The sequence below is a fragment of the Bradyrhizobium sp. LA6.8 genome (genome assembly GCF_040547935.1).
GTDB classification, from domain to species: Bacteria; Pseudomonadota; Alphaproteobacteria; order Rhizobiales; family Xanthobacteraceae; genus Bradyrhizobium; species Bradyrhizobium barranii.
In genome coordinates this window covers 501,575-522,220 of record NZ_JBEPQQ010000006.1, presented here as the reverse complement: position 1 = coordinate 522,220, position 20,646 = coordinate 501,575, and the positions used below count along the sequence as shown (strand labels likewise).

General features: G+C 64.2%; 22 protein-coding genes. 13 read left to right on the top strand and 9 right to left on the bottom strand.

Translation table 11 applies throughout. The annotated features are described in order from the left end of the window. Positions 1-1,422: an amidase gene (locus tag ABIA90_RS28980; protein ID WP_354120541.1), complete on the top strand. Its 1,422-nt coding sequence runs from the start codon at positions 1-3 to the stop codon at positions 1,420-1,422. A 138-nt stretch (positions 1,423-1,560) separates the two neighbouring features. Beyond that, the gene (locus tag ABIA90_RS28975; protein ID WP_028150016.1) at positions 1,561-2,451 is read left to right on the top strand and encodes a crotonase/enoyl-CoA hydratase family protein; all 891 of its coding nucleotides are present in this window, start codon (positions 1,561-1,563) and stop codon (positions 2,449-2,451) included. Between the two features lie 106 nt (positions 2,452-2,557). On the opposite strand, the gene ABIA90_RS28970 is transcribed toward ABIA90_RS28975, so the two are convergent. The 3 genes from ABIA90_RS28970 to ABIA90_RS28960 all read right to left on the bottom strand — a co-directional run bounded on the left by ABIA90_RS28970 (position 2,558) and on the right by ABIA90_RS28960 (position 5,016). Further along, positions 2,558-3,535, bottom strand: a complete 978-nt coding sequence (locus ABIA90_RS28970; protein WP_354120542.1) for an NADPH:quinone oxidoreductase family protein — start codon at positions 3,533-3,535, stop codon at positions 2,558-2,560. Further along, the gene (locus tag ABIA90_RS28965; protein WP_063982457.1) at positions 3,535-4,143 is read right to left on the bottom strand and encodes a 2-hydroxychromene-2-carboxylate isomerase; all 609 of its coding nucleotides are present in this window, start codon (positions 4,141-4,143) and stop codon (positions 3,535-3,537) included. The genes ABIA90_RS28970 and ABIA90_RS28965 overlap by 1 nt, the downstream gene beginning before the upstream one ends. Before the next feature lie 171 nt (positions 4,144-4,314). Then, a complete protein-coding gene (locus ABIA90_RS28960) occupies positions 4,315-5,016 on the bottom strand; it encodes a glutathione S-transferase N-terminal domain-containing protein (RefSeq protein WP_354120543.1) in 702 nt (233 codons plus the stop codon). Between the two features lie 110 nt (positions 5,017-5,126). On the opposite strand from ABIA90_RS28960, the gene ABIA90_RS28955 reads away from it, so the two are divergent. Together ABIA90_RS28955 and ABIA90_RS28950 are read left to right on the top strand one after the other, a co-directional pair. Continuing rightward, a complete protein-coding gene (locus tag ABIA90_RS28955; RefSeq protein ID WP_354120544.1) occupies positions 5,127-6,149 on the top strand; it encodes a methionine synthase in 1,023 nt (340 codons plus the stop codon). Beyond that, the gene (locus ABIA90_RS28950) at positions 6,149-6,379 is read left to right on the top strand and encodes a hypothetical protein (RefSeq protein WP_354120545.1); all 231 of its coding nucleotides are present in this window, start codon (positions 6,149-6,151) and stop codon (positions 6,377-6,379) included. Before ABIA90_RS28955 ends, ABIA90_RS28950 begins: the two co-directional genes overlap by 1 nt. Positions 6,380-6,418: 39 nt before the next feature. On the opposite strand, the gene ABIA90_RS28945 is transcribed toward ABIA90_RS28950, so the two are convergent. From ABIA90_RS28945 to ABIA90_RS28935, 3 genes are all read right to left on the bottom strand, one after another. After that, entirely contained in the window at positions 6,419-7,039 is a 621-nt protein-coding gene (locus ABIA90_RS28945; protein ID WP_247309483.1) for a hypothetical protein, read from the bottom strand. Positions 7,040-7,125: 86 nt separating this feature from the next. After that, the gene (gpt, locus tag ABIA90_RS28940) at positions 7,126-7,653 is read right to left on the bottom strand and encodes a xanthine phosphoribosyltransferase (protein ID WP_028150009.1); all 528 of its coding nucleotides are present in this window, start codon (positions 7,651-7,653) and stop codon (positions 7,126-7,128) included. Between the two features lie 38 nt (positions 7,654-7,691). Then, entirely contained in the window at positions 7,692-8,429 is a 738-nt protein-coding gene (locus ABIA90_RS28935) for a competence/damage-inducible protein A (protein WP_166091725.1), read from the bottom strand. Between the two features lie 277 nt (positions 8,430-8,706). On the opposite strand from ABIA90_RS28935, the gene ABIA90_RS28930 reads away from it, so the two are divergent. From ABIA90_RS28930 to ABIA90_RS28895, 8 genes are all read left to right on the top strand, one after another. After that, the gene (locus ABIA90_RS28930; protein ID WP_014494252.1) at positions 8,707-10,125 is read left to right on the top strand and encodes a circularly permuted type 2 ATP-grasp protein; all 1,419 of its coding nucleotides are present in this window, start codon (positions 8,707-8,709) and stop codon (positions 10,123-10,125) included. A gap of 4 nt (positions 10,126-10,129) precedes the next feature. Further along, entirely contained in the window at positions 10,130-11,074 is a 945-nt protein-coding gene (locus ABIA90_RS28925; RefSeq protein ID WP_028150006.1) for an alpha-E domain-containing protein, read from the top strand. A gap of 169 nt (positions 11,075-11,243) precedes the next feature. After that, positions 11,244-12,092, top strand: coding sequence for a transglutaminase family protein (locus ABIA90_RS28920; protein ID WP_063982452.1), 849 nt, complete (start codon positions 11,244-11,246; stop codon positions 12,090-12,092). A 182-nt stretch (positions 12,093-12,274) separates the two neighbouring features. Beyond that, positions 12,275-13,441 carry a flavin-dependent monooxygenase gene (locus ABIA90_RS28915; protein WP_354120546.1) on the top strand — a complete coding sequence of 389 codons (1,167 nt, stop codon included), beginning with the start codon at positions 12,275-12,277 and terminating at the stop codon, positions 13,439-13,441. 54 nt (positions 13,442-13,495) lie between these two features. Continuing rightward, positions 13,496-13,903 (top strand): carboxymuconolactone decarboxylase family protein, encoded by a 408-nt coding sequence (locus tag ABIA90_RS28910; protein ID WP_354120547.1) that lies wholly within the window; start codon positions 13,496-13,498, stop codon positions 13,901-13,903. Between the two features lie 114 nt (positions 13,904-14,017). Beyond that, positions 14,018-14,776: a proteasome-type protease gene (locus ABIA90_RS28905; protein WP_028154691.1), complete on the top strand. Its 759-nt coding sequence runs from the start codon at positions 14,018-14,020 to the stop codon at positions 14,774-14,776. A 33-nt stretch (positions 14,777-14,809) separates the two neighbouring features. After that, complete coding sequence (locus ABIA90_RS28900; RefSeq protein ID WP_028150002.1) at positions 14,810-15,568, top strand: SDR family oxidoreductase; 759 nt, start codon at positions 14,810-14,812, stop codon at positions 15,566-15,568. A gap of 285 nt (positions 15,569-15,853) precedes the next feature. Continuing rightward, entirely contained in the window at positions 15,854-16,465 is a 612-nt protein-coding gene (locus ABIA90_RS28895) for a hypothetical protein (RefSeq protein WP_354120548.1), read from the top strand. 75 nt (positions 16,466-16,540) lie between these two features. On the opposite strand, the gene ABIA90_RS28890 is transcribed toward ABIA90_RS28895, so the two are convergent. Then, entirely contained in the window at positions 16,541-17,779 is a 1,239-nt protein-coding gene (locus ABIA90_RS28890) for an MFS transporter (protein ID WP_354120549.1), read from the bottom strand. A gap of 159 nt (positions 17,780-17,938) precedes the next feature. On the opposite strand from ABIA90_RS28890, the gene ABIA90_RS28885 reads away from it, so the two are divergent. Then, the gene (locus ABIA90_RS28885) at positions 17,939-19,189 is read left to right on the top strand and encodes a NupC/NupG family nucleoside CNT transporter (protein ID WP_354120550.1); all 1,251 of its coding nucleotides are present in this window, start codon (positions 17,939-17,941) and stop codon (positions 19,187-19,189) included. A gap of 142 nt (positions 19,190-19,331) precedes the next feature. Here ABIA90_RS28885 and ABIA90_RS28880 read toward each other — a convergent pair whose 3' ends face one another. Further along, a complete protein-coding gene (locus tag ABIA90_RS28880) occupies positions 19,332-19,871 on the bottom strand; it encodes a cupin domain-containing protein (protein ID WP_071912540.1) in 540 nt (179 codons plus the stop codon). 163 nt (positions 19,872-20,034) lie between these two features. Beyond that, on the bottom strand, positions 20,035-20,322 hold the full coding sequence (locus ABIA90_RS28875; RefSeq protein ID WP_014494242.1) for an usg protein: 288 nt from the start codon (positions 20,320-20,322) through the stop codon (positions 20,035-20,037). Positions 20,323-20,646 lie beyond the last annotated feature (324 nt).

The window sequence follows — 20,646 nt, the reverse complement described above, 5'->3', positions numbered from 1 at the left end:
ATGCACAAAAAGAGCGTCGAAGAGGCCGTCACCTCGCTGCACGATCTCTCCGCGGTCGATCTGATCGCGGGCTATCGGGCCAAGCAGTTCTCGCCGAGCGAGGTGCTGGAGGACGTGCTTGCGCACGTCGCTGCGTGGGAACCGCATCTCAAGGCGCTCTACGCGTTCGATCCCGACAGCGCGCGCGAGGCCGCGAAGGCCTCGACCGCGCGCTGGAGCGGGGGCGAACCTTCCGGCGCGCTCGACGGCGTGCCTGTGACGGTGAAGGACAACATCGCGACCAAGGGCGTGCCCGTCCCGCTCGGCGCTGCGAGCGTGAAGCTCGTCCCGGCCGAGAAGGACGCTCCGCCCGCTGCGCGCCTGCGCGAGGCCGGTGCGATCATCTTCGCAAAAACCACCATGCCCGATTACGGCATGCTGTCCTCGGGACTCTCCAGCTTCCATGCGCTGGCGCGCAATCCCTGGGACCTCTCCAAGAATCCCGGCGGCTCCAGCGCGGGCGCAGGCGCCGCTGCTGCGGCCGGCTATGGCCCCTTGCATCTCGGCACCGATATCGGCGGCTCGGTCCGCCTGCCTGCGGGCTGGTGCGGTCTCGTGGGCCTGAAACCGAGTTTTGGCCGCGTGCCGATCGACCCGACCTATGTCGGCCGTGTCGCCGGTCCCATGACCCGCACGGTCGACGATTGCGCGCTGATGATGAGCGTGGTTGCAAAGCCCGACCGGCGCGACGGCATGAGCCTGCCCGCCGAGCCTCTCAACTGGAAGGGCCTGGAGAAATCCCCGCGCAAACTGCGCATCGGCCTGATGCTCGATGCCGGCGTCGGCCTGCCGGCAGAAAGGCCGGTCCGCGATGTCGCGGTGAAAGCCGCAAAGGCGTTCGAATCCGCAGGTAGCGTCGTCACCGAGGTCGACGGCATTTTGACCCGCGAGATGCTCGACGGCCTCGACAATTTCTGGCGCGCGCGGATGTGGGACGATCTGTCAAAACTGACGCCGGCCGAACAGGCAAAGGTGCTGCCCTACATCTTCAAATGGGGCGCGTCCGGCGCAAAGCTCTCGGGTGTGGATGTCATTCGCGGCTTCAACCAGACCATGGCGATCCGGGCGGCCGCTTCAAAACTATTCTGCGAGCTCGACTATGTAATCTCGCCGACCGCGCCGAACGTGAACTATGCGGCGGACTGGGCTTCACCCACCAACGATCCGATGCGGCCGTTCGAGCACATCTGCTATACCGTGCCGTGGAATATGTCGGAAAACCCCGCGGTTTCCATCAACGGCGGCTTCGACGCCAACGGCTTTCCCATCGGCGTGCAGATCGTCGGCCGCCGCTTCGACGATATCGGCGTGCTCGGCATGGCCAAGGCGTTCGAGGGCTTGCGCAGCGCACAGAAGCCCTGGCCGAGCCCGCCGGCAAAGTAGGCATTCCGTCATGGCCTGGCTTGTCCCGGCCATCCACGTTCTTGTACTGCTCGCATGCCCAGTCCGCGCAAGACGGACAACGGCGACCATGCGTCTCGTCTCATTGAGATCGCACTTAAGATGAGGAAGGAAACCACCATGGCGTATGAGACCATCAAGTACGAGGTCGCCGAGCAGATCCTCACCATCACGCTGAACCGGCCCGACAAGCTCAACGCCTTCAACGCGCAGATGCAGGCCGAGCTGATCGACGCGTTCGACGCCGCCGACAAGGACGACGACGTCCGCGCCATCATCGTCACCGGCGCCGGCCGCGGTTTTTGCGCGGGCGCTGATCTCTCCTCGGGTGCGGATACCTTCGATCGCGATGCGCGGCGCGGCCCGGTCAAGCGTTTCGCGGACGGCAAGGTCGACTACAGCGATCCGCAGGTGCGCGACGGCGGCGGCCAGGTGACGCTGCGCATCTTCAAGTGTCTGAAGCCCGTCATCGCCGCCGTGAACGGCCCTGCCGTCGGCATCGGCGTCACCATGCAACTCGCGATGGACATCCGCATTGCCTCGGATGCCGCCCGCTTCGGCTTCGTGTTCTCCCAGCGTGGCATCGTGCCGGAGGCCGCCTCGAGCTGGTTCCTGCCGCGCATCGTCGGCATCTCGCAGGCGCTGGAATGGTGCTATTCCGGCCGCGTCTTCCCGGCCCAGGAAGCGCTCGCGGGGCGTCTCGTCAGCAAGGTCGTAGCCCCCGATGATCTCTTGCCGACCGCCCGTGCGCTCGCCAAGGAATTCGCCGCCAAGACCGCGCCGGTGTCGGTCGCCCTGATCCGCCAGATGATGTGGCGCATGATGGGTGCGGACGATCCCATGGAAGCCCACAAGGTCGACAGCCGTGGCATCTATACGCGCGGCCGCTCGGACGACGTTAGGGAAGGCGTGGTGTCATTCCTGGAGAAGCGTCCGGCGCAGTTCAAGAACAAGGTGTCGAGCGATATGCCGGATTATTTTCCGTGGTGGAGCGAGCGGGAGTATAAGTAGAGGGATCGTAGGGTGGGCAAAGGCGCTCTTGCGCCGTGCCCACCATCTATCAGCAATCGAAACCAGAATGGTGGGCACGCTTCGCTTTGCCCACCCTACGGCACCGTCACTCCATCACCAGCGCCACCCGCCCGATCGCCTTGCGGTCGATCAACAGCCGCATCGCTTTGGCATAATCCTGCAGCGGCAGGCGGTGCGAGACATTCGGGCGCAGCTTGCCTTCTTCCGCCCATTGCAGCAGCGCCTTCAGGCGCACCTCGCCGAGCGCGGGATTCTTCCGTACCGCCTCACCCGCACGCACGCCGAGCACGCTGGCGCCCTTGATCAGCAGCAGGTTTGTCTTCGCCGAGCCGATGCCGCCGGTAAAGCCGATCACCAGCAGCCGTGCGCCCCAGGCAATGCAGCGCATCGAGTTCTCGAACACCTCGCCGCCGACGGGATCGAACACGACGTCGGAGCCACGGCCATCGGTGATGCGCTTGACGGCATCGCGAAACGGTTCGCGATCGTAGCGCACGAGATGATCGGCGCCGCGCGATTTCGCGATGGCGAGCTTCTCGTCGCTGGAGGCCGTCGCGATCACGGTCGCGCCCAGCATCTTGCCGATCTCGACTGCGGCAAGCCCCACGCCGCCGCCGGCGCCATGCACCAGCAACACCTCGCCCGGCATGACCCGGCCGCGATCGATCAGCGCGTGATAGGCGGTGCCGTGGCCGGCGAGATAGGTCGCAGCTTCCGCGTAGTCGAACGTCGACGGCATCGGCGTTAGCTGCGTCGGCATCACCACCGCTTCGTCGGTGAAGGCGCCATGGCGCATCTTCACGATGACCTTGTCGCCGACGGACACGCCGCTTGCCTCTGCGCCCACCTCGGTGACGTCGCCGGCGGCCTCCATGCCGGGCGTGAACGGCAGCTCCGGCTTGAGCTGATATTCGCCGGCCGCCATCAGCACGTCCGGAAAGTTCAATCCGGCGGCGCGGATCGCAACGCGCACCTCACCCGGTTTGACGGCGCGCGACGGAAACTCCTCCAGCCGCAACGTCTCGGGCGCGCCGAGTTCGCGGCAGACGACAGCCCGCACCATCAGGCCGCACTCGCCTTGCTGCGTTCGAGCGCCTCGCGGATCAGCGGCAGGCGGTCGTTGCCGAAGTACATGTCGGTCTTGCCCACGAAGATCGTCGGTGAGCCGAAGCCGCCGCGTGCCACGACCTCTTCCGTGTTGGCCTTGAGCTGGTCCTTGATTGCCTGCTCGGAGATGCCGGCAAAGAACTTCTGCTCGTCGACACCGACCTTCCTGCAGATCTCGGCGAGCACGGCGTCCTGCGAGATGTCCTTGTCGCCGCCCCAATAGGTCTCGAACACGGCAGTGGCGAACGGCACCATGTCTTTCCCCAGCCAGATGCAGCCGCGCATGACCTTCACGCTGTTCACCGGGAACACCGTCGGCGGCATCTTGATCGCGAGGCCGGCCGAGCGCGACCAGTCGGCGAGGTCTTTTTTCATGTAGCGCGCCTTCAGCGGCACCGGCGTCTCGCGCTGCGCGTAGACGCTCGGATTGACCGTGTTGAAGATGCCGCCGACCAGGATCGGCCGCCAGATGATCTCGGCCCCCAGCTCCTTTGCCAGCGGCTGGATGTTGTGGAAGGCGAGGTAGGTCCAGGGGCTGGAACAGTCGAAGAAGAATTCAATCATGGCGTTTCCTTTGCGTCTTGTTTGTCGTGCTCTATCCCCGTCATTGCGAGCGACTTGTCCGCCATAGCTCGAAGAGCGACGGCGGAAGCGAAGCAATCCAGAATCTTTCCGCGGAACCAGTCTGGATTGCTTCGTTGCTTCGCTCCTCGCAATGACGATGGGGCGAGCAGCCTACTTCTTTCCCAGCACTTCCTTGGCACGCTGGCCGAACATGATCTTGCGTGATTCCTCGTCGAACGGCTCCTTCACGAACTTGCCGATCGCAAGCCCCGCCTGCACCTGCGGCCGTGCGCGCACCTCGGCGTACCAGTGTTTCACGTTCGGATAGTCGTCGAGCGTAAAGCCCTGCGCCTTGTGGGTCATGGTCCAGGGGAAGCAGGCGATGTCCGCGATGGAATAGTCGCCGGCGACATAGGCGCCGGTCTTGGCCAACTGCCGGTCGAGCACGCCATAGAGCCGCGCGGCCTCGTCGCGGTAACGCTCAATCGCATAAGGGATCTTTTCAGCAGCATAGAGCGCGAAATGGCCGTGCTGGCCGAGCATCGGCCCGAGGCCCGCCATCTGCCACATCACCCACTGGATGGTCGTCGAGCGGCCGCGCAGATCGCCGGCCAGGAAGCGGCCGGTCTTTTCCGCGAGGTAAATCAGGATTGCACCGGTCTCGAACGCCGAGAACGGCGCACCGCCGTCGGCGGGTGCGTGGTCGACGATCGCGGGAATGCGATTGTTGGGGGAGACCGCCAGAAATTCGGGGCTGAACTGCTCGCCGGCGCGGATATTGACGGGCTTCGCGTCATAGGGGAGCCCGAGTTCCTCCAGCATGATCGAGATTTTCCAGCCGTTCGGCGTCGGCGCATAATAGAGGTCGATCATCGCCCTTCCCTGTCGTCGCCAATGGAATAGAGAGCGACTTTTGTTGTTCTGTACCTTGACGTTAAGACATGGCAGGAAGGGGCGCAACACAACCTGCCGGGAGAGCCGCCATGCTGTTTCCAACCACGATCGCCGGCTCCTTGCCGAAACCCGAATGGCTTGCCGAGCCCAACATGCTGTGGGCGCCCTGGAAGTCGCAAGGCGCCGAGCTTCTCCGCGCCAAGCGCGATGCGACGATGCTCGCCGTCAAGGTCCAGGAGGATGCGGGCATCGACATCGTCACCGAGGGCGAGCAGGCCCGCCAGCATTTCGTGCACGGCTTCCTGGAGAAGATCGACGGCATCGACTTCGCCCACAAGGTCGAGATGGGCATCCGCAAGGACCGCTACAAGGCAATGGTGCCGCAGGTGGTCGCGCCGCTTCAGCTCAAAGGTCGCGTTCATGCCGACGAGGCGCGCGTGGCGCGCACGCATACGAAAAAGAAGCTGAAGTTCACCCTGCCCGGCCCGATGACCATCATCGACACGATTGCGGACCGCTACTACGGTGATCGCGTCAAGATGGCCTTTGCCTTCGCCGATCTCCTCAACGAGGAAGCCAAGGCATTGCAGGCCGACGGCGTCGATCTCGTGCAGTTCGACGAGCCCGCCTTCAACGTCTACATGGACGAGGTCAACGACTGGGGCATCAAGGTGCTGGAGCGTGCCGCGCAGGGGCTGACCTGCGCCACCGCCGTGCACATCTGCTACGGCTACGGCATCAAGGCCAACACCGACTGGAAGGAGACGCTCGGCGCGCAGTGGCGGCAGTACGAGCAGATCTTTCCGGCGATCGACGCAAGCCCGATCCAGCAGGTCGCGATCGAGTGCCGCAATTCGAAGGTGCCGCTCGACCTGCTCGCGCTGCTCAAGACCAAGATCGTGCAGGCCGGCGTGATCGACGTCGCCAGCGACACGGTAGAGACCGCCGAGGACGTCGTGCAGGTGATCGACGCGGTGTCGAAGTTCGTTCCCAAGAGCAACATCATCGCCACCACCAATTGCGGCATGGCGCCGATGCGGCGGGAGATCGCCGAGGCCAAGCTGATGGCGCTCGGCGCCGGTGCCGCGCTGGCGCGCGAGAAGCTGGGGTGATGGTGCTCCGAACGGCACTCGTCGTTACGGCTCTTGCGGCGATCACGTTGGCGGCGCGCGCGGAGGATCGCTCCGTGCTGCTGAATTGCAAGGCCATGGTCGAGCGTGCGTCGAAGGATACGGGTACGGCAACCGAGGCTGAGCTCACCCGCTGCCGCCAGATCATGCGCGAATGGGCGCTGCGCGATGCGCGGACGACGGTGGATGAGCAAGGGCGGCCGCTGAAATAGCCACACGCTCGCTGCGTTCCCTCCCCCTTGCGGGGACGGTCAGGCGCGGTGTGCGCTGGGGTGCAGTGTGACCTCATAGCCGGCGCTCATCGCGCGCAACGTCGATGGCGGGGTCAGCAACTGCGCATCGTCAAGCTCTCGCGCGCCTTCAACATAACCCGCCGTCGACCACAACAGCGTCCCGCCCCGCATCAGTAGAAAGCTTTCCTCGCCCTGCTGCAGCATCGCGCCGTCTGGAAGCTGCTCGAGCGGCACCAGCAGCGCGTGAAGCCGCTTCTTGCCGTGATCGAGCCGCTCGTGGTGCAGCACCGTGTCGATATCGTGCATGCGAACGTCACGGACGCGGTTGCCCTTCTCCCACGCGGCCCGGAAGCGATTGGCGTCGTCACGGCGGCAGTAGAAGCAGGGGCGATGGCCGGCGGCGAGCGCGGTGGCCTCGTCGAGGAAGAACAGCTCGGTCCAGCTATGCGTCGTCATCACCTCGCGACGGCGGCCGCGGAATTCGCAAACACAGGTGAGCCAGGCCGGCGACGACCACCGCTTCTTGAGCAGCGTCCTGGTCGCGGGATCATGGATGATGCCGCGATTGCCGGTGAACAGGCCACGGTGCGGCGTGGCGATGATGTCGCCGGTCGGCGTGACACGGTTTTGCAGGGGCATGGCCACCTCCACCTGTCATTGCGAGCGAAGCGAGGCAATCCAGAAATGCGTCTGCGGAAGTCGTCTGGATTGCTTCGTCGCTTCACTCACGCCGCGCCGTCGCGCAGCGGCGGGTGGTAGGACAGCGCGGTGTCCCAGGGGAAGAAGATCCAGGTGTCCTGCGAGACTTCCGTGATGAAGGTGTCGACCAGCGGGCGTCCCTTCGGCTTGGCGTAGACGGTCGCGAAATGCGCATCGGGCAGCATGTCGCGCACCAGCCTGCCGGTCTTGCCGGTGTCGACGAGGTCGTCGACGATCAGAAGTCCCTTGCCCGTGCCGCCGCCGAGCTTCATCGCCGCCTCGGACATGCCCTTGAGGACCTGGAGCTCGCCCTGCTTGTCGTGGTCGTAGCTGGCGATGCAGACCGTATCGATGATGCGGACACCGAGCTCGCGCGCCACGATCGCGGCCGGCACCAGCCCGCCGCGGGTGATCGCGATGACGGCGTGGAACGGGCCGACCTCGTTGAGCCGCCAGGTCAGCGCCCGGCAGTCGCGGTGGAACTGGTCCCACGAAACAGGAAAGGCCTTGCCGGCCCGCTCCTGCGCGCTCAGTTCCGGTGCTTCGCCAGCCATTGTTGTCTCCTGCCAATCTTCATCCGGCAGCCATTCTGCTACCGGGTGATGTTCAATCCCGCCAGCATTTCCTTCACCGCCGCCATCGCCGCTGCCAGCTTGTCCGCGTCGCGCGAGCGCACCACCAGATTGGTGTTCGGCTTCTGATCTTCGTCCATGAACGGATAGCTGCCGATGATGGTGTCGGGATGGGCGGCGGCGATCGCGCGCAGCGGGCTGCCGATGTCACCTTCGCGCGCATTGGCGCGGACCGATTCGGACAGCATGCGCACGCCCGACTTCAGCTTGGGCGAGACGATGTCCATCATCGCCTGCATGATCGAGGGCACGCCGGCCATCACGATGACGTTGCCGATCTTGAAGCCGGGGGCGAGGATGGTCGCGCTCTGGATCAGCTCGGCGCCATCGGGGATGCGGGCCATGCGCAGGCGGGCCTCGTTGAGGTCCTGCTCGCTCCAGCGCTCGCGGAAGCGGGCGACGACCTCCGGATGGTGGTCGATGCCGACGCCGAACGCCTTGGCGACGCTGTCGGCGGTGATGTCGTCATGGGTTGGCCCGATGCCGCCGGTGGTGAAGACATAGGCGTAGCGATGCCGCAGTGCATCCAACGCCGCGATGATGTCGTCCTCGTCGTCGGAGACGACCCGGACTTCCTTCAGGTCGATGCCGATATTGGTCAGGTATTCGGCGATGAAGCCGATATTCTTGTCCTTGGTGCGGCCGGACAGGATTTCATCCCCGATGACCAGAATGCCCGCCGTGACGATGTCGCTCATACCTTAAGTCCCTCACCTGTCGGCCCGACTTTGCCGAGGTAACGCGTTGAAGTCACGCGGTTTTGCTGCCGAAATAAGCAGTCCTCAGCCATTTTTTGAGGCACCCTCCCGGCTGTCCCCGGCAAACGCCACAACTCCATGCTTATCGCGCTGGCCCAGCCCTTGCTACCTCCTCAGAGTCATGCACTCTTGCCGCATGGCCAGGACGTTGCGGTCTTCACCAAGGCCTGACGACCTGTCGAATGGCGCAACGCCTTGCGGAGACAAGTCGGGATCTATGGCAGTCGCGTTTGATGAAATGAACATTCCCGGCGGGGACCTTCGCCCCGCCTATCAGGAGCTGGCGCGCTGGCTCAAGGAGACGCCTCCCGAGGCGCTCGAATATCGCCGCCAGGAGGCCGAGCTTCTGTTCCGCCGCATCGGCATCACCTTTGCCGTCTATGGCGATTCCGAATCCACCGAGCGACTGATCCCCTTCGACGTGATCCCGCGAATCATGTCCGGCAAGGAATGGGCGCTGCTGGAGAAGGGCCTGAAGCAGCGCGTGCGCGCGCTCAACATGTTCCTGCGCGACATCTATCATGGCCGCGACATCCTGCGCGCCGAGGTCGTGCCCGACGACCTGATCTTCCAGAACCCGGTGTTCCGCCCCGAGATGAACGGCCAGCAGGTGCCGCACGACGTCTACGTGCACATCGCCGGCATCGACATCGTCCGGGTCGATGCCGAGGACTTCATCGTGCTGGAGGACAATGCCCGTACGCCGTCGGGTGTGTCCTACATGCTGGAAAACCGCGAGATCATGATGCGGCTGTTTCCTGACCTGTTCGCCCGCCACAGGGTGGCGCCAGTCGAACGCTATCCGGACGAGCTGCTTTCCGCCCTGCGTTCGGTGGCGCCGCAAGGCGCCTCCGGCGAGCCGACGGTCGCCCTGCTCACGCCTGGCGTCTACAACTCGGCCTACTACGAGCACTCCTTCCTCGCCGACAAGCTCGGCATCGAACTGGTCGAAGGCCGCGACCTCATCGTCAAGAACAACGAAGTGTTCATGCGGACGACCGAGGGAGTGAAGCGGATCGACGTGATCTATCGCCGCGTCGACGACGATTTCATCGACCCCCTCACCTTCCGCCCCGACTCCGTGCTCGGCGTGCCCGGGCTGATGTCGGCCTATGCGGCCGGCAACATCACGCTCGCCAACGCGGTCGGCACCGGCATCGCCGACGACAAGGCGATCTACTCGTACATGCCGGACATCGTGAAATTCTATCTCGGCGAGGAGCCGATCCTGAAGAACGTGCCGACCTGGCGCTGCCGCGAGCCGAAGGACCTCGCCTATGTGCTCGACAATCTCGGCGAGCTCGTCGTCAAGGAAGTCCACGGCTCCGGCGGCTACGGCATGCTGATCGGCCCTGCCGCGACGAAAGCGACAATCGAGGCCTTCCGCGAAAAGCTCAAGCGCGAGCCGGAAGGTTTTATCGCGCAGCCGACGCTGGCGCTCTCGACCTGCCCGACCTGTACGGCAAGCGGCCTCGCGCCACGCCACGTCGACCTGCGGCCCTTCGTGCTCACCGGCAGCAAGAGCACCACGATCGTGCCCGGCGGGCTGACACGGGTCGCGCTCAAGGAAGGCTCCCTGGTGGTGAATTCGAGCCAGGGCGGCGGCACCAAAGACACCTGGATCCTGGACGAGTAGTCAGATGCTGTCGCGTACCGCTGAAAACCTCTACTGGCTCGCCCGCTATGTCGAACGGGCCGAATATCTCGCGCGCACCATCGATGCGACGCTGCGCGTCACCGCGCTTCCCGCCGCCTATATCGGCAAGACCAATGAATGGGACTCCGCGCTTCTCACCGCCGGCGTCGCCGCGAGCTTCTATCAGCAATACGAAGTCGCCAACGAGCACAACGTCGTCGACTACCTCTCGTTCTCGGCAAGCAATCCATCATCGATCAGGAACTGCATCGAGGCGGCGCGGCTGAACTCACGCTCAGTGCGCACCGCGCTCACCAGCGAGATGTGGGACACCATCAACTCGGCCTGGATCGAACTCCAGGAGGTCTGGAGCAAGGGCACCTCCACGCGCGAGGATCTCGCAAAATTCCTGCGCTTCGTGCAGGAGACTTCGCTGCGCTTCGACGGCTCGGCCTACCGGACCATGCTGCGCAACGACGCCTACTGGTTCTCGCGGATGGGCGTGCATCTGGAGCGCGCCGACAACACCGCGCGCATCCTCGACGTGAAGTACCACGTGCTGCTGCCCGAGGAGGAGCATGTCGGCGGCCCGCTCGACTTCTATCAGTGGAGCTCGATCCTGCGCTCGGTCTCGGCGCTGACAGCCTATCACTGGGTCTATCGCGAGACGCTGAAGCCTTGGCTGATTGCGGACCTGCTCATCCTCAACGACACGCTGCCGCGCTCGCTGGCAAGCTGCTACGGCAATCTCGTGCGCAATCTCGACCAGATCGGCGTCGCCTATGGCCGCCAGGGCCCCGCCCAGCGCCATGCCCGCGGCATCCGCAACCGGCTGGAACACAGTAATATGAACGACATTTTCCAGCATGGCGTGCATGAATTCATTCAGGAATTCATCACGGACAATTCCAGGCTGGGCGAAATCATCACGAAGCAGTATTTGATCTGATGTCCCCCGGCTGACGAAAACGGGATATCGTCATGGCCGGGCTTGTCCCGCCCATCCACGTTCTTGCTTTTGCGCGGCGAGGAAGATCGTGGATGCCCGGGACAAGCCCGGGCATGACGAGCTTCTTCGCAATAGGCAGCGGGTCTAACCACTAACTTCACGGTCCACCATGCGCCTGCGAATCCTGCACACCACGACCTATCGCTACGAGCCGCCGGCCACGAGCGTGATCCAGATCCTGCGCATGACGCCCGGCAGCCATGACGGGCAATATGTGGCGGAGTGGCAGATCGACGTCTCGACCGACACCAAGCTCGACACCCATGAGGACGCCTTCGGCAACGTCACCCATGTGCTGTCCTGCGGACCCGTCGGCGACATCAAGATCACCGCCGAGGGCCTGATCGAGACCCACGACACCGGCGGCGTGCTGCGCGGCGCCGACGAGCGCTTTCCGGCCGGCATGTTCTTGCGCGCCACCGACCTCACCACCGTCAATCCGGCGATGACGGCGGTCGCGCGGCAGTTGCGCAGCGAGGCCGAGAGCGACACGCTCGGCTTCCTGCACACGCTGATGACGCAAATCAGCGATCACATGACCTTCGACGAGGATCCGACCAACAGCGGCACCTCGGCGGCGGAAGCGTTCACGCTCAAGCGCGGCGTCTGCCAGGACTACGCGCATATCTTCATCGCCTGCGCCCGCAGTGGTGGCGTGCCGGCGCGCTTCGTCTCCGGCCATTTCCTGCGCTCGGACGGCACGGTGCACCAGGATGCCGGCCATGCCTGGGCGGAAGCTTACGTCGACGGTCTCGGCTGGGTCGGCTTCGATCCCGCCAACTGCATCTGCACCACCGACGCCCATGTCCGCGTTGCGATCGGGCTCGACTATCTCGGCGCGGCCCCCGTGCGCGGCACCCGCTATGGCGGCGGCGCGGAGACGCTGACGGTGGCCGTGAAGGTCGAGCAGGCCGGCCGCGGCGGGCAATCGCAGTCCCAGTCACAGCGGCAGAGCTAGGCGCTGCGGTATCTCGTCACGAGGCATCTGCGGCGCAATCACGTCACAGCGTTACAGCTGTAATCGACGACCGCCGCGCTGAAACCGTCCCGTAGCGCCATCTCTTCAACCTCCGTTGTGATCCGTTTCCGCAACAGAGGTTGAGACAGATGCGGCTTCACGAAAAGAACAAGAAGCATTCCGTGCCCCTGCGCGATCCCCACCAGGACATGCTTGCGGGGATCCGGGAGTTGGCTCCCGAGATCAAGGCCCGCGCCGCGGAGATCGAAGCCGCACGCCGCGTCCCGCCCGACCTCGTGGAACGACTACGGTCGATTGGGCTCTTCCGGATGTTCGTTGCGCGGAGCCATGGCGGGCTGGAGCTGGATTTTCCGGCCGGACTGGAGGTCATCAAGGCACTGGCCCGTCTCGACGGCTCGATTGGCTGGATCGCGACTGTCGCCGGAGCCAGCAGCCTCTTCGTCGCAGCGTCCCCCCCGGAATTGTACCAGCGCATCTATCAGGACGGACCCGATACGGCGATCTGCGGCTCATCCCAACCGGGTGGAACGGCAGAGCGCGTGGCCGACGGTTATCGCGTCAAAGGTCGTTGGCCGTTCGCCAGCGGTTGCACGCACGCCGACTGGATCGGCGGGTTCTGCATTGTCACCGAAAACGGCAAGCCGGTCCCCGGCCCGCAGGGCAAGCCGCTGCTTCGCGTCGTTGTGTTGCCGGCGCGCGACTGGGAGATCGAGGACACCTGGCACGCGGCGGGGCTCAAGGGCACCGGCAGCCATCACGTCACGCTGCGGGAGACGCTGGTTCCCGAGGCCAATTTCTTCGATCTCGATGCCGCCCCGCGCCAGTCGGGTCCGCTCTATCGGGCGCTGCGCCAATGGCTGCCATTGGTGCACGGCGCATTCACGGTAGGCATGGCCGAGGGCACCGTCGATGACCTGCTCGCGCTGGCGGGCACCGGAAGGCAGCAATTGTACGCGGCCGTGCCGATGCGGGAGTCCGAGATCTTCCAGTACGATCTCGGCCGGATCTCCGCCGACCTCGGGGCCGCGCAAGCGTTTCATGAGGTCCAGGCCGCCAGCCACTGGCGTCACGCGCTGGCGGGAACGCTGAACGACGAAGACCTCATGAACGAGGGGGCCCGGTCCGCGACCTGGCTCGCCACGACCTGCGTCGGCATCGCGGATGCCTGCTTTGCGCTGGCCGGCGCCAGCGTGGTCTATGACAGCTCGCCGCTGCAGCGGCGCCTGCGCGACCTTCACGTCGCAGCTCAGCACGCCCATGCGCAGCAGCGGCAATATGTCGACGTCGGCAAACTGGCCTTGCGCCGCTCGGCCGGGCATGCCGGCTGAGCGCTCGAGCCGTGCTACACTCGCGGGATCAGACCTGACCCCGCGAGGTAACCCATGGCGACCGTAAAGCTGCTTTCGGACGATGAACTCTCCGCCGAGGCGCGCGCCGTTTTCGACGATATCCGCAAGGTGCGGAAGTCGGACTTCGTCAACAATTTCTGGCGCGCGCTGGCACATGATCCGAAGACGCTGCGGCGGACCTGGGAGAGCATCAAGGAGGTGATGGCACCCGGCGCGCTCGATCCCAAGATCAAGGAAATGCTCTATGTCGCAGTCTCGATCGCGCATGGCTGCAGCTATTGCATCCATTCGCACACCGCGGGCGCACGGGCCAAGGGCATGACCGATGCCGAATATGGCGAGATGCTCGCCATCGTCGGCATGGCCGCGGAGACCAACCGGCTGGTCACGGCGCTCGGCGTCCCCGTCGACGAGGCGTTTCTCGTCGATGCCGCTGACTGAGCGGCAGAGATAGCTGTTTCGCCGGAGAATGACGACCTCCCCCGGGGAATCGGGGGTTTCATGCCTCCCCGAAATTGGCTAGTAATTCCGCGCAAACGCGTTCGGGGACGGGAAATGACCTATTGTTGCGGAATCCTGGTTCGGGACGGTCTGGTGATGATCGCCGACACCCGAACCAATGCCGGGCTCGACAACGTCTCGACCTTCCGCAAGCTCCACATCTTCTCGAAACCCGGCGACCGCATCATGGCGATCGCCAGCGCCGGCAACCTCGCCATCAGCCAGTCGGTGCTGTCGACGCTGACCGAAGGCCTGGAGGACCCCACCACGGGCGAGGTCGAGACGCTGATGAACGCACCGACCATGTTCCAGGCCGCTCAGCGCATCGGCCGGGCGATCCGGGCTGTGCACGCGACCGAAGGACCGGCGCTGCGATCCGAAGACGTCTCCTTCGACGTCTCCTTCCTGTTCGGCGGCCAGATCAAGGGCGCGCGCATGCGCCTGTTCATGGTCTACACCGCCGGCAATTTCATCGAGTGCACCACGGACACGCCCTACCTGCAGATCGGCGAGCACAAATACGGCAAGCCGGTGCTCGACCGCGCCATGCACTACGACGTCGAGCTGTACGAGGCGCTGAAGACCGGCCTGATCTCGATGGACTCGACCATGCGCTCCAATCTCGGCGTTGGGCTGCCGATCGACGTGCTGGTGGTGCGCAGCGATGCCTGCGATGCCGATCTCAACCACCGCATCGAGGCGGGCGAGCCCTATTTCCACGACCTCCGTTCGCGCTGGTCGGCGGCGTTGCGCGCGGCGCATCAGAACATTCCGCGGCCGCCGTACAAGAACGAAAAAGAACCAAAAACCTGACAGCCAACTTGAAGAGAGAAAAGGCAGGAAACGATGAGTGAAGCAAACAAGATCGCAGTGGTGACGGGCGCGGGCACCGGTGTCGGGCGCGCGGCGTCGCTGGCGTTGATGAACATCGGCTTCACCGTGGTGCTGGTCGGGCGCCGGCTCGACATGCTCGAGGAGACCGCGAAGCTCGGCCCCGCGGGCAAGAGCCTGTGCGTCACCGCCGACATGACCAAGCCGGACTCCATTGCCGCGCTGTTCGACAAGGTGAAGGCGACCTACGGCCGGCTCGACGTGCTGTTCAACAATGCCGGCATGGGCGCGCCGGCGGTGAACTTCGAGGATCTTAGCCTCGAGCAGTGGCAGGCGGTGGTGAACACCAACCTCACCGGCCCGTTCCTGTGCACCCAGCACGCCTTCCGCATCATGAAGGACCAGAGCCCGCGCGGCGGCCGCATCATCAACAACGGCTCGATCTCGGCGCACGCGCCGCGTCCGTTCTCGGCGGCTTACACCTCGACCAAGCACGCCATCACGGGCCTCACCAAGGCCTCCAACCTCGACGGCCGCATGTACGACATCGCGGTCGGCCAGGTCGACATCGGCAATGCCGCGACGCCCATGACCGATCGCATGGTCAACGGTCCCGGCGTGCTGCAGCCCGATGGCACCACCAAGCATGAGCCGCGCATGGACGCCAAGGCGGTCGGCGACGCCGTCGCCTACATGGCCGGCCTGCCGCTCGATGCCAACGTGCTGACGATGACAGTGATGGCCACCAAGATGCCGTTTGTCGGACGGGGCTGAAGACCTCTCTTCCCTCTCCTCGCTTGCGGGGAGAGGGCCTGACTCAAAAAACTGAAAAACAACCCCATGCACAGTAGGCGTCAAGGCGCCGCGAAGTCTCCCCGCAAGCGGGGTGAGACGGAATAAGTCCTGGCCCCGCCTCGACAATCGTCCTTACACGCGCGAAGAGGCGGGCAACGGCGAGAAAGCATGTCACAATCCCGAACTAAGGTATGAGCCACCTAGGGTAGAGCCATAATCCCGGCCATTGCCCGGCGGCTCCGCAAATCGTTCGGAACGGTACAAATGGGTTTGGACATATATCATCTTCACATCGACGATGACGTCACTGATTTTCCTGTCATCATCGACGTCGAGCAGGCTCAACTTCAGAAGATCGTTCAATTCAGCCGCAAGAAAACAAATCAGTATATCGACTTTGAGCGGCTTCTTTCCGATCACGGATTCTCCGCGCGAGACTACTATCAAGCCCTTCATCAACGGGAGCTGTCAGGGATCGGAAAATTCTCCGACAGCTTTTATTTCTGCCCCACAGGCGAATCGGATCCGATGAACCCGACCCAGACGGGTCTATACTTTACCGACAAGAGAAGCTTTTTCGCGCCGAAGCCGCAACTGCCGCCAAATGTCTTGAAGAGATTGAAGACCTTCAAGATCAAGCAGTATCCGATGGTCGATCGATTGGAGGATGTCGTCTACACCAAGCAGATCGGGTATCAAAGAAACGCTGTCGCCGACGCCTTTTTCAATGAATTCCTCCCGGACGGGATGTTCGTTGAAAAGTCGTACGCGCAGAGAATATTCGAACTAACGATCGCTGAGGCACAGCAGAATTTCCGAACCAGCTTTCTCGACAACTGGGACGACCAACGCAGTCTCGTCGTGGTCTCCTGGTGAGAGATCACGCCTCCACGGCAAGATTCTGGATTGCTTCGCTGCGCTCGCAATGACGAGAGGGAGAGAGCGGAGCCCCTACTCCAAGCTCTCCACCTGCCGTAGCGCCGGAAACAGCTTCATCCACAGCAGCGCGACCGCGACGGTGCAGACGCCGCCGAGCACGGCCGCAGGCATGACGCCGAGCAGCGCGGCTGCGACGCCGCTCTCGAACTGGCCTAGCTGGTTGGAGGCGTTGATGAAGAGGAAGTTCACCGCGCCGACCCGGCCGCGCATCTCGTCGGGGGTTGAGAGCTGCACCAGCGAGAAGCGGATCACGACGCTGATCGTGTCGGCGGCGCCGAGAACCGCGAGCGAGAGCACCGACAGCCACATCCAGGACGACAGCGCGAACACGACCGTGGCGACGCCGAACACGATCACAGCCTGGAACATGCGCAGGCCCACATGCCGAGAGATGGCGTGACGCGCGAGCACCATGGTCATCAGCAGCGCACCGACCGCGGGCGCGGCGCGCAAGATCCCGAGCCCCATCGGGCCGGTCTGGAGGATGTCGCGGGCATAGATCGGCAACAGCGCGGTGACGCCGCCGAACAGCACGGCAAACAGATCGAGCGAGATGGTACCGAGGATCGCCGGGTTGCTGCGGATGAAACGAACGCCGGCGAAGATGTTGTCGGCGTCCGTCCCCTCCTTGGAGACCGCCTGCGGACGCGGCCGGATGAAGCCGGTCAAAATCATCCCGAGAATCCAGAACAGCAGCATCACGGCATAGGCAAGATGCGGCGCGACCGCGTAGGCAAAGCCGCCGAGCGCCGGCCCGGTGATGGTTGCGACCTGCCCCGCGCCGCTCGCGACTGCGGTTGCGCGCTGGAGCGATCCCTGCGGCGCGATCAGCGGCAAGAGAGCCGCGGTGGTCGGGCTCTCGAAGGCGCCGGCAATGCCGAGCACGAAGGTCGCGATGAAGATCTGCACCTCGCTGACCAGGCCGAGATAGGTGATGATCACGAGATAGAGCGCGGTCGCGGCCTCCACGAGCTGGCAGAGCTGGACCACGCGCTTGCGCTCGAAACGATCGGCGGCGTGGCCGGCGACGAACACCAGAAGCGCGGTGGGCAGGAACTGCACGAGGCCGACCATGCCGAGATCGAAGGCCGAGCCGGTGAGATCGTAGATCTGCCAGCCGATCGCGACCGCCGCGATCTGGCTGGAGAAGCGCGACAGGCTGCGCGAGAGCAGGAAGAACAGGAATGCGCGGTGGGAGAGAAGTGCGCGGGCGGTGACCGGCGGATTCGAGGATATCGGCTGCTCTGTCATCGCCCCTTGGGTCACGCTTGGACCGTCCGCCCCCTGATTTCGACCCGCCCCGCGTGGCTGACGCAGACCTGCTTGTCAACAGCGGGCGGATCCGGCGGCCTTCCGGCATTGCGTTTGCAACGCACGCGCGGCCATAATCATTGAGGGTTTGGGGACATCATGCTTCGGCTGCAATCGGCACTCGGCGTTTTCGCATTGCTATTGATCGCTTGGGTGCTGAGCGAGAATCGCCGCGCGGCCTCGGCTCGCCAAGCAGCGATCGGGCTTGTCGCAACCTTCGTCACCGCGGTCGTGCTCCTAAAGGTGCCCGTCGTCGCGCGCGCCTTCGGCGCCATCAACGACGCGGTCGGCGCGATCTCCGCGGCCTCGCGCGCCGGCTCCTCCTTCGTGTTCGGCTATGTCGGGGGCGGTCCCCTGCCCTTCGATCTGAAGGTGCCGGGCGCCGATTTCATCCTGGCGTTCCAGGCGCTGCCGATCGTGCTGGTCATGAGCGTGCTGACGACGCTCTTGTTCTATTGGCGCGTGCTGCCGCCGGTCGTGCGCGGCATGGCCTGGCTGCTGGAGCGGACGCTGGGCGTCGGCGGCGCAGTCGGGCTCTCGACCGCGGCCAACATCTTCCTCGGCATGGTCGAGGCACCGCTGTTCGTGCGGCCGTACCTGGCGCAGATGACGCGCAGCGAATTGTTCCTGGTGATGACCGGCGGCATGGCCGGCATCGCCGGCACGGTGCTGGTGCTCTATGCGACGCTGCTGGCGCCGCTCATTCCCGATGCCGCCGCCCATTTCGTCATCGCCTCGGTGCTGGGTGCGCCGGCCGCGATCCTCGTCAGCCTGATCATGGTGCCGGAGACTTCAGACAAGCGCACCGGCGGCGCGCTGGAGGATCCCGAGATGGATGTCTCCGGCCCGATGGATGCGATCGTGAAGGGGACGAGCGCGGGGATCGAACTGCTGATCAACATCGTCGCCATGCTGCTGGTGCTGGTGGCGCTGGTCTATCTCGTCAACGCCATCCTCGGCCTGCTGCCAAATATCGGCGGCGCCGCGATCTCGCTGCAGCGGCTGCTGGGCCTCGTGATGGCGCCGGTGTGCTGGCTGATGGGATTGCCCTGGGACCAGGCGGTGACCGCCGGCGGCCTGATGGGCACCAAGACCGTGCTCAACGAGCTGATCGCTTATGTCGACTTCTCAAAACTGCCGCCCGATACGCTCGATCCGCGCTCGCGCCTGATCATGCTCTACGCAATGTGCGGCTTCGCCAATTTCGCCAGCCTCGGCATCATGATCGGCGGCTTAGGCGTGATGGCGCCGGAGCGGCGCGAGGAGATCAACGCGCTGGGATTGAAGTCGATCGTGTCGGGGACGCTGACGACGTGTTTGATGGGCGCGGTGGTGGGGGTGTTGACGTAGCGGCGGCTCCGTAGCCCGGATGGAGCGTAGCGCAATCCGGGACAGCGTGTGCTGTCGCAGGCGGTGGCCCCGGATTTCGCTTCGCTCCATCCGGGCTACAAGAGAGCCGTCATTGCGGGCAATGACGGCGGAGAGACCGCGCCTACGCCTTCAACTCCACCGTCCTGAACTCCGCCGGCAGGATCACCTCCAGCAGCTCCACGTCATCCGAATAATCCAGGATCATGTGCTTGATCTTCGGCGGCTGGGTCCAGGCGCTGCCTTCCTTCATCAAGGTCTCGCCCTGGCCGTCCATGTAGGTCTTCACCCAGCCCTTGAGCACGTAGACCATTTGGAATTCGACGTCGTGGAAGTGCAGCTTCGACACCTCGTTCGGATCGCAGGGGCCTTGCAGGCGGATCACGTGGGCTTGCGCGAGGCCGTGGCTGGCTTCGGCGATGCCGAGGTCGCGATACTTGGCGTAGGCGCGCAGGCCGTCGGCCTTGAAGTCTTCCTCGCGGTGATGGCTGATGGCGATGCGCTGCTTGGGACGCGCGGGCTTTTTCGGAGCGGCCTTCGCCGGTGTCGTGCGCGCCTTTGCCTTCACCGCCTTGCGCGCCGAGGATCGTGCCACGGCCTTGGCTCCGCTCCGCTTCTTCACCGCGGCCTGGGCTGCACTGCGCGATTTTGTTTTCTTGGCCATGGGCCGCCTCCCTGTTGTTATAGGCGGAGGCTAGCACAGAACGAGATATCGTAGGGTGGGCAAAGCGAAAGCGTGCCCACCATTGCCAGATGCAATCGTGGAGAGATGGTAGGCACGGCGCGAGCGCGCCTTTGCCCACTCTACGATGCCGGCGGCGCGCTGTTCAATGCAGCCGGAACACGCCATCCACGGCGCGCAGCTCGGCCGGCTTGATCAGCTTGGAATGCGCGACGGTCACCGAATGGAGCGGACCGTCGAGCTTCTCCTGCCAGAACGCCAGGAAATCCTTCAGCGCCGGAAATTTCGGAAACATGTCGTAGTTCTGCCAGACGTAGGTCTGGAGAAGCGAGGGATGATCGGGCATCCGATAGAGAATTTGCGCCGTCGTCAGCCCGTAACCCAAAAGCTGTTTCCGGAAATCTTCGGAAACGCCCCCACTCCGCAAGCCCATGCCAACCTCCTTTGCAGGAGCGCATTCAAGGGGCGGCTTGGTCGGTGTGCGCCTTACGAGCCACCCGGTACTGATGCGCTCACATGAGAGAAATGTGACGCAAACTGACAATCCATCTCAAGCCTAAAAGTTTAACAAGCTGTTGAAATTCAATGCTTTAGCAGCAGAGAGGGCTCCGTGCTAATACGGTCACCGGGCGGGTTAACGATGGTAAAGAGATTCTGGCACCCGGGCCTTCAGAGTGCCGAATTTTCTGCTAGAAGCCCTTGCCCCCGCAAAATTCCTGTCCTATTTCAGCCTCGCCTGTGCTAGCACTCGCTGGCA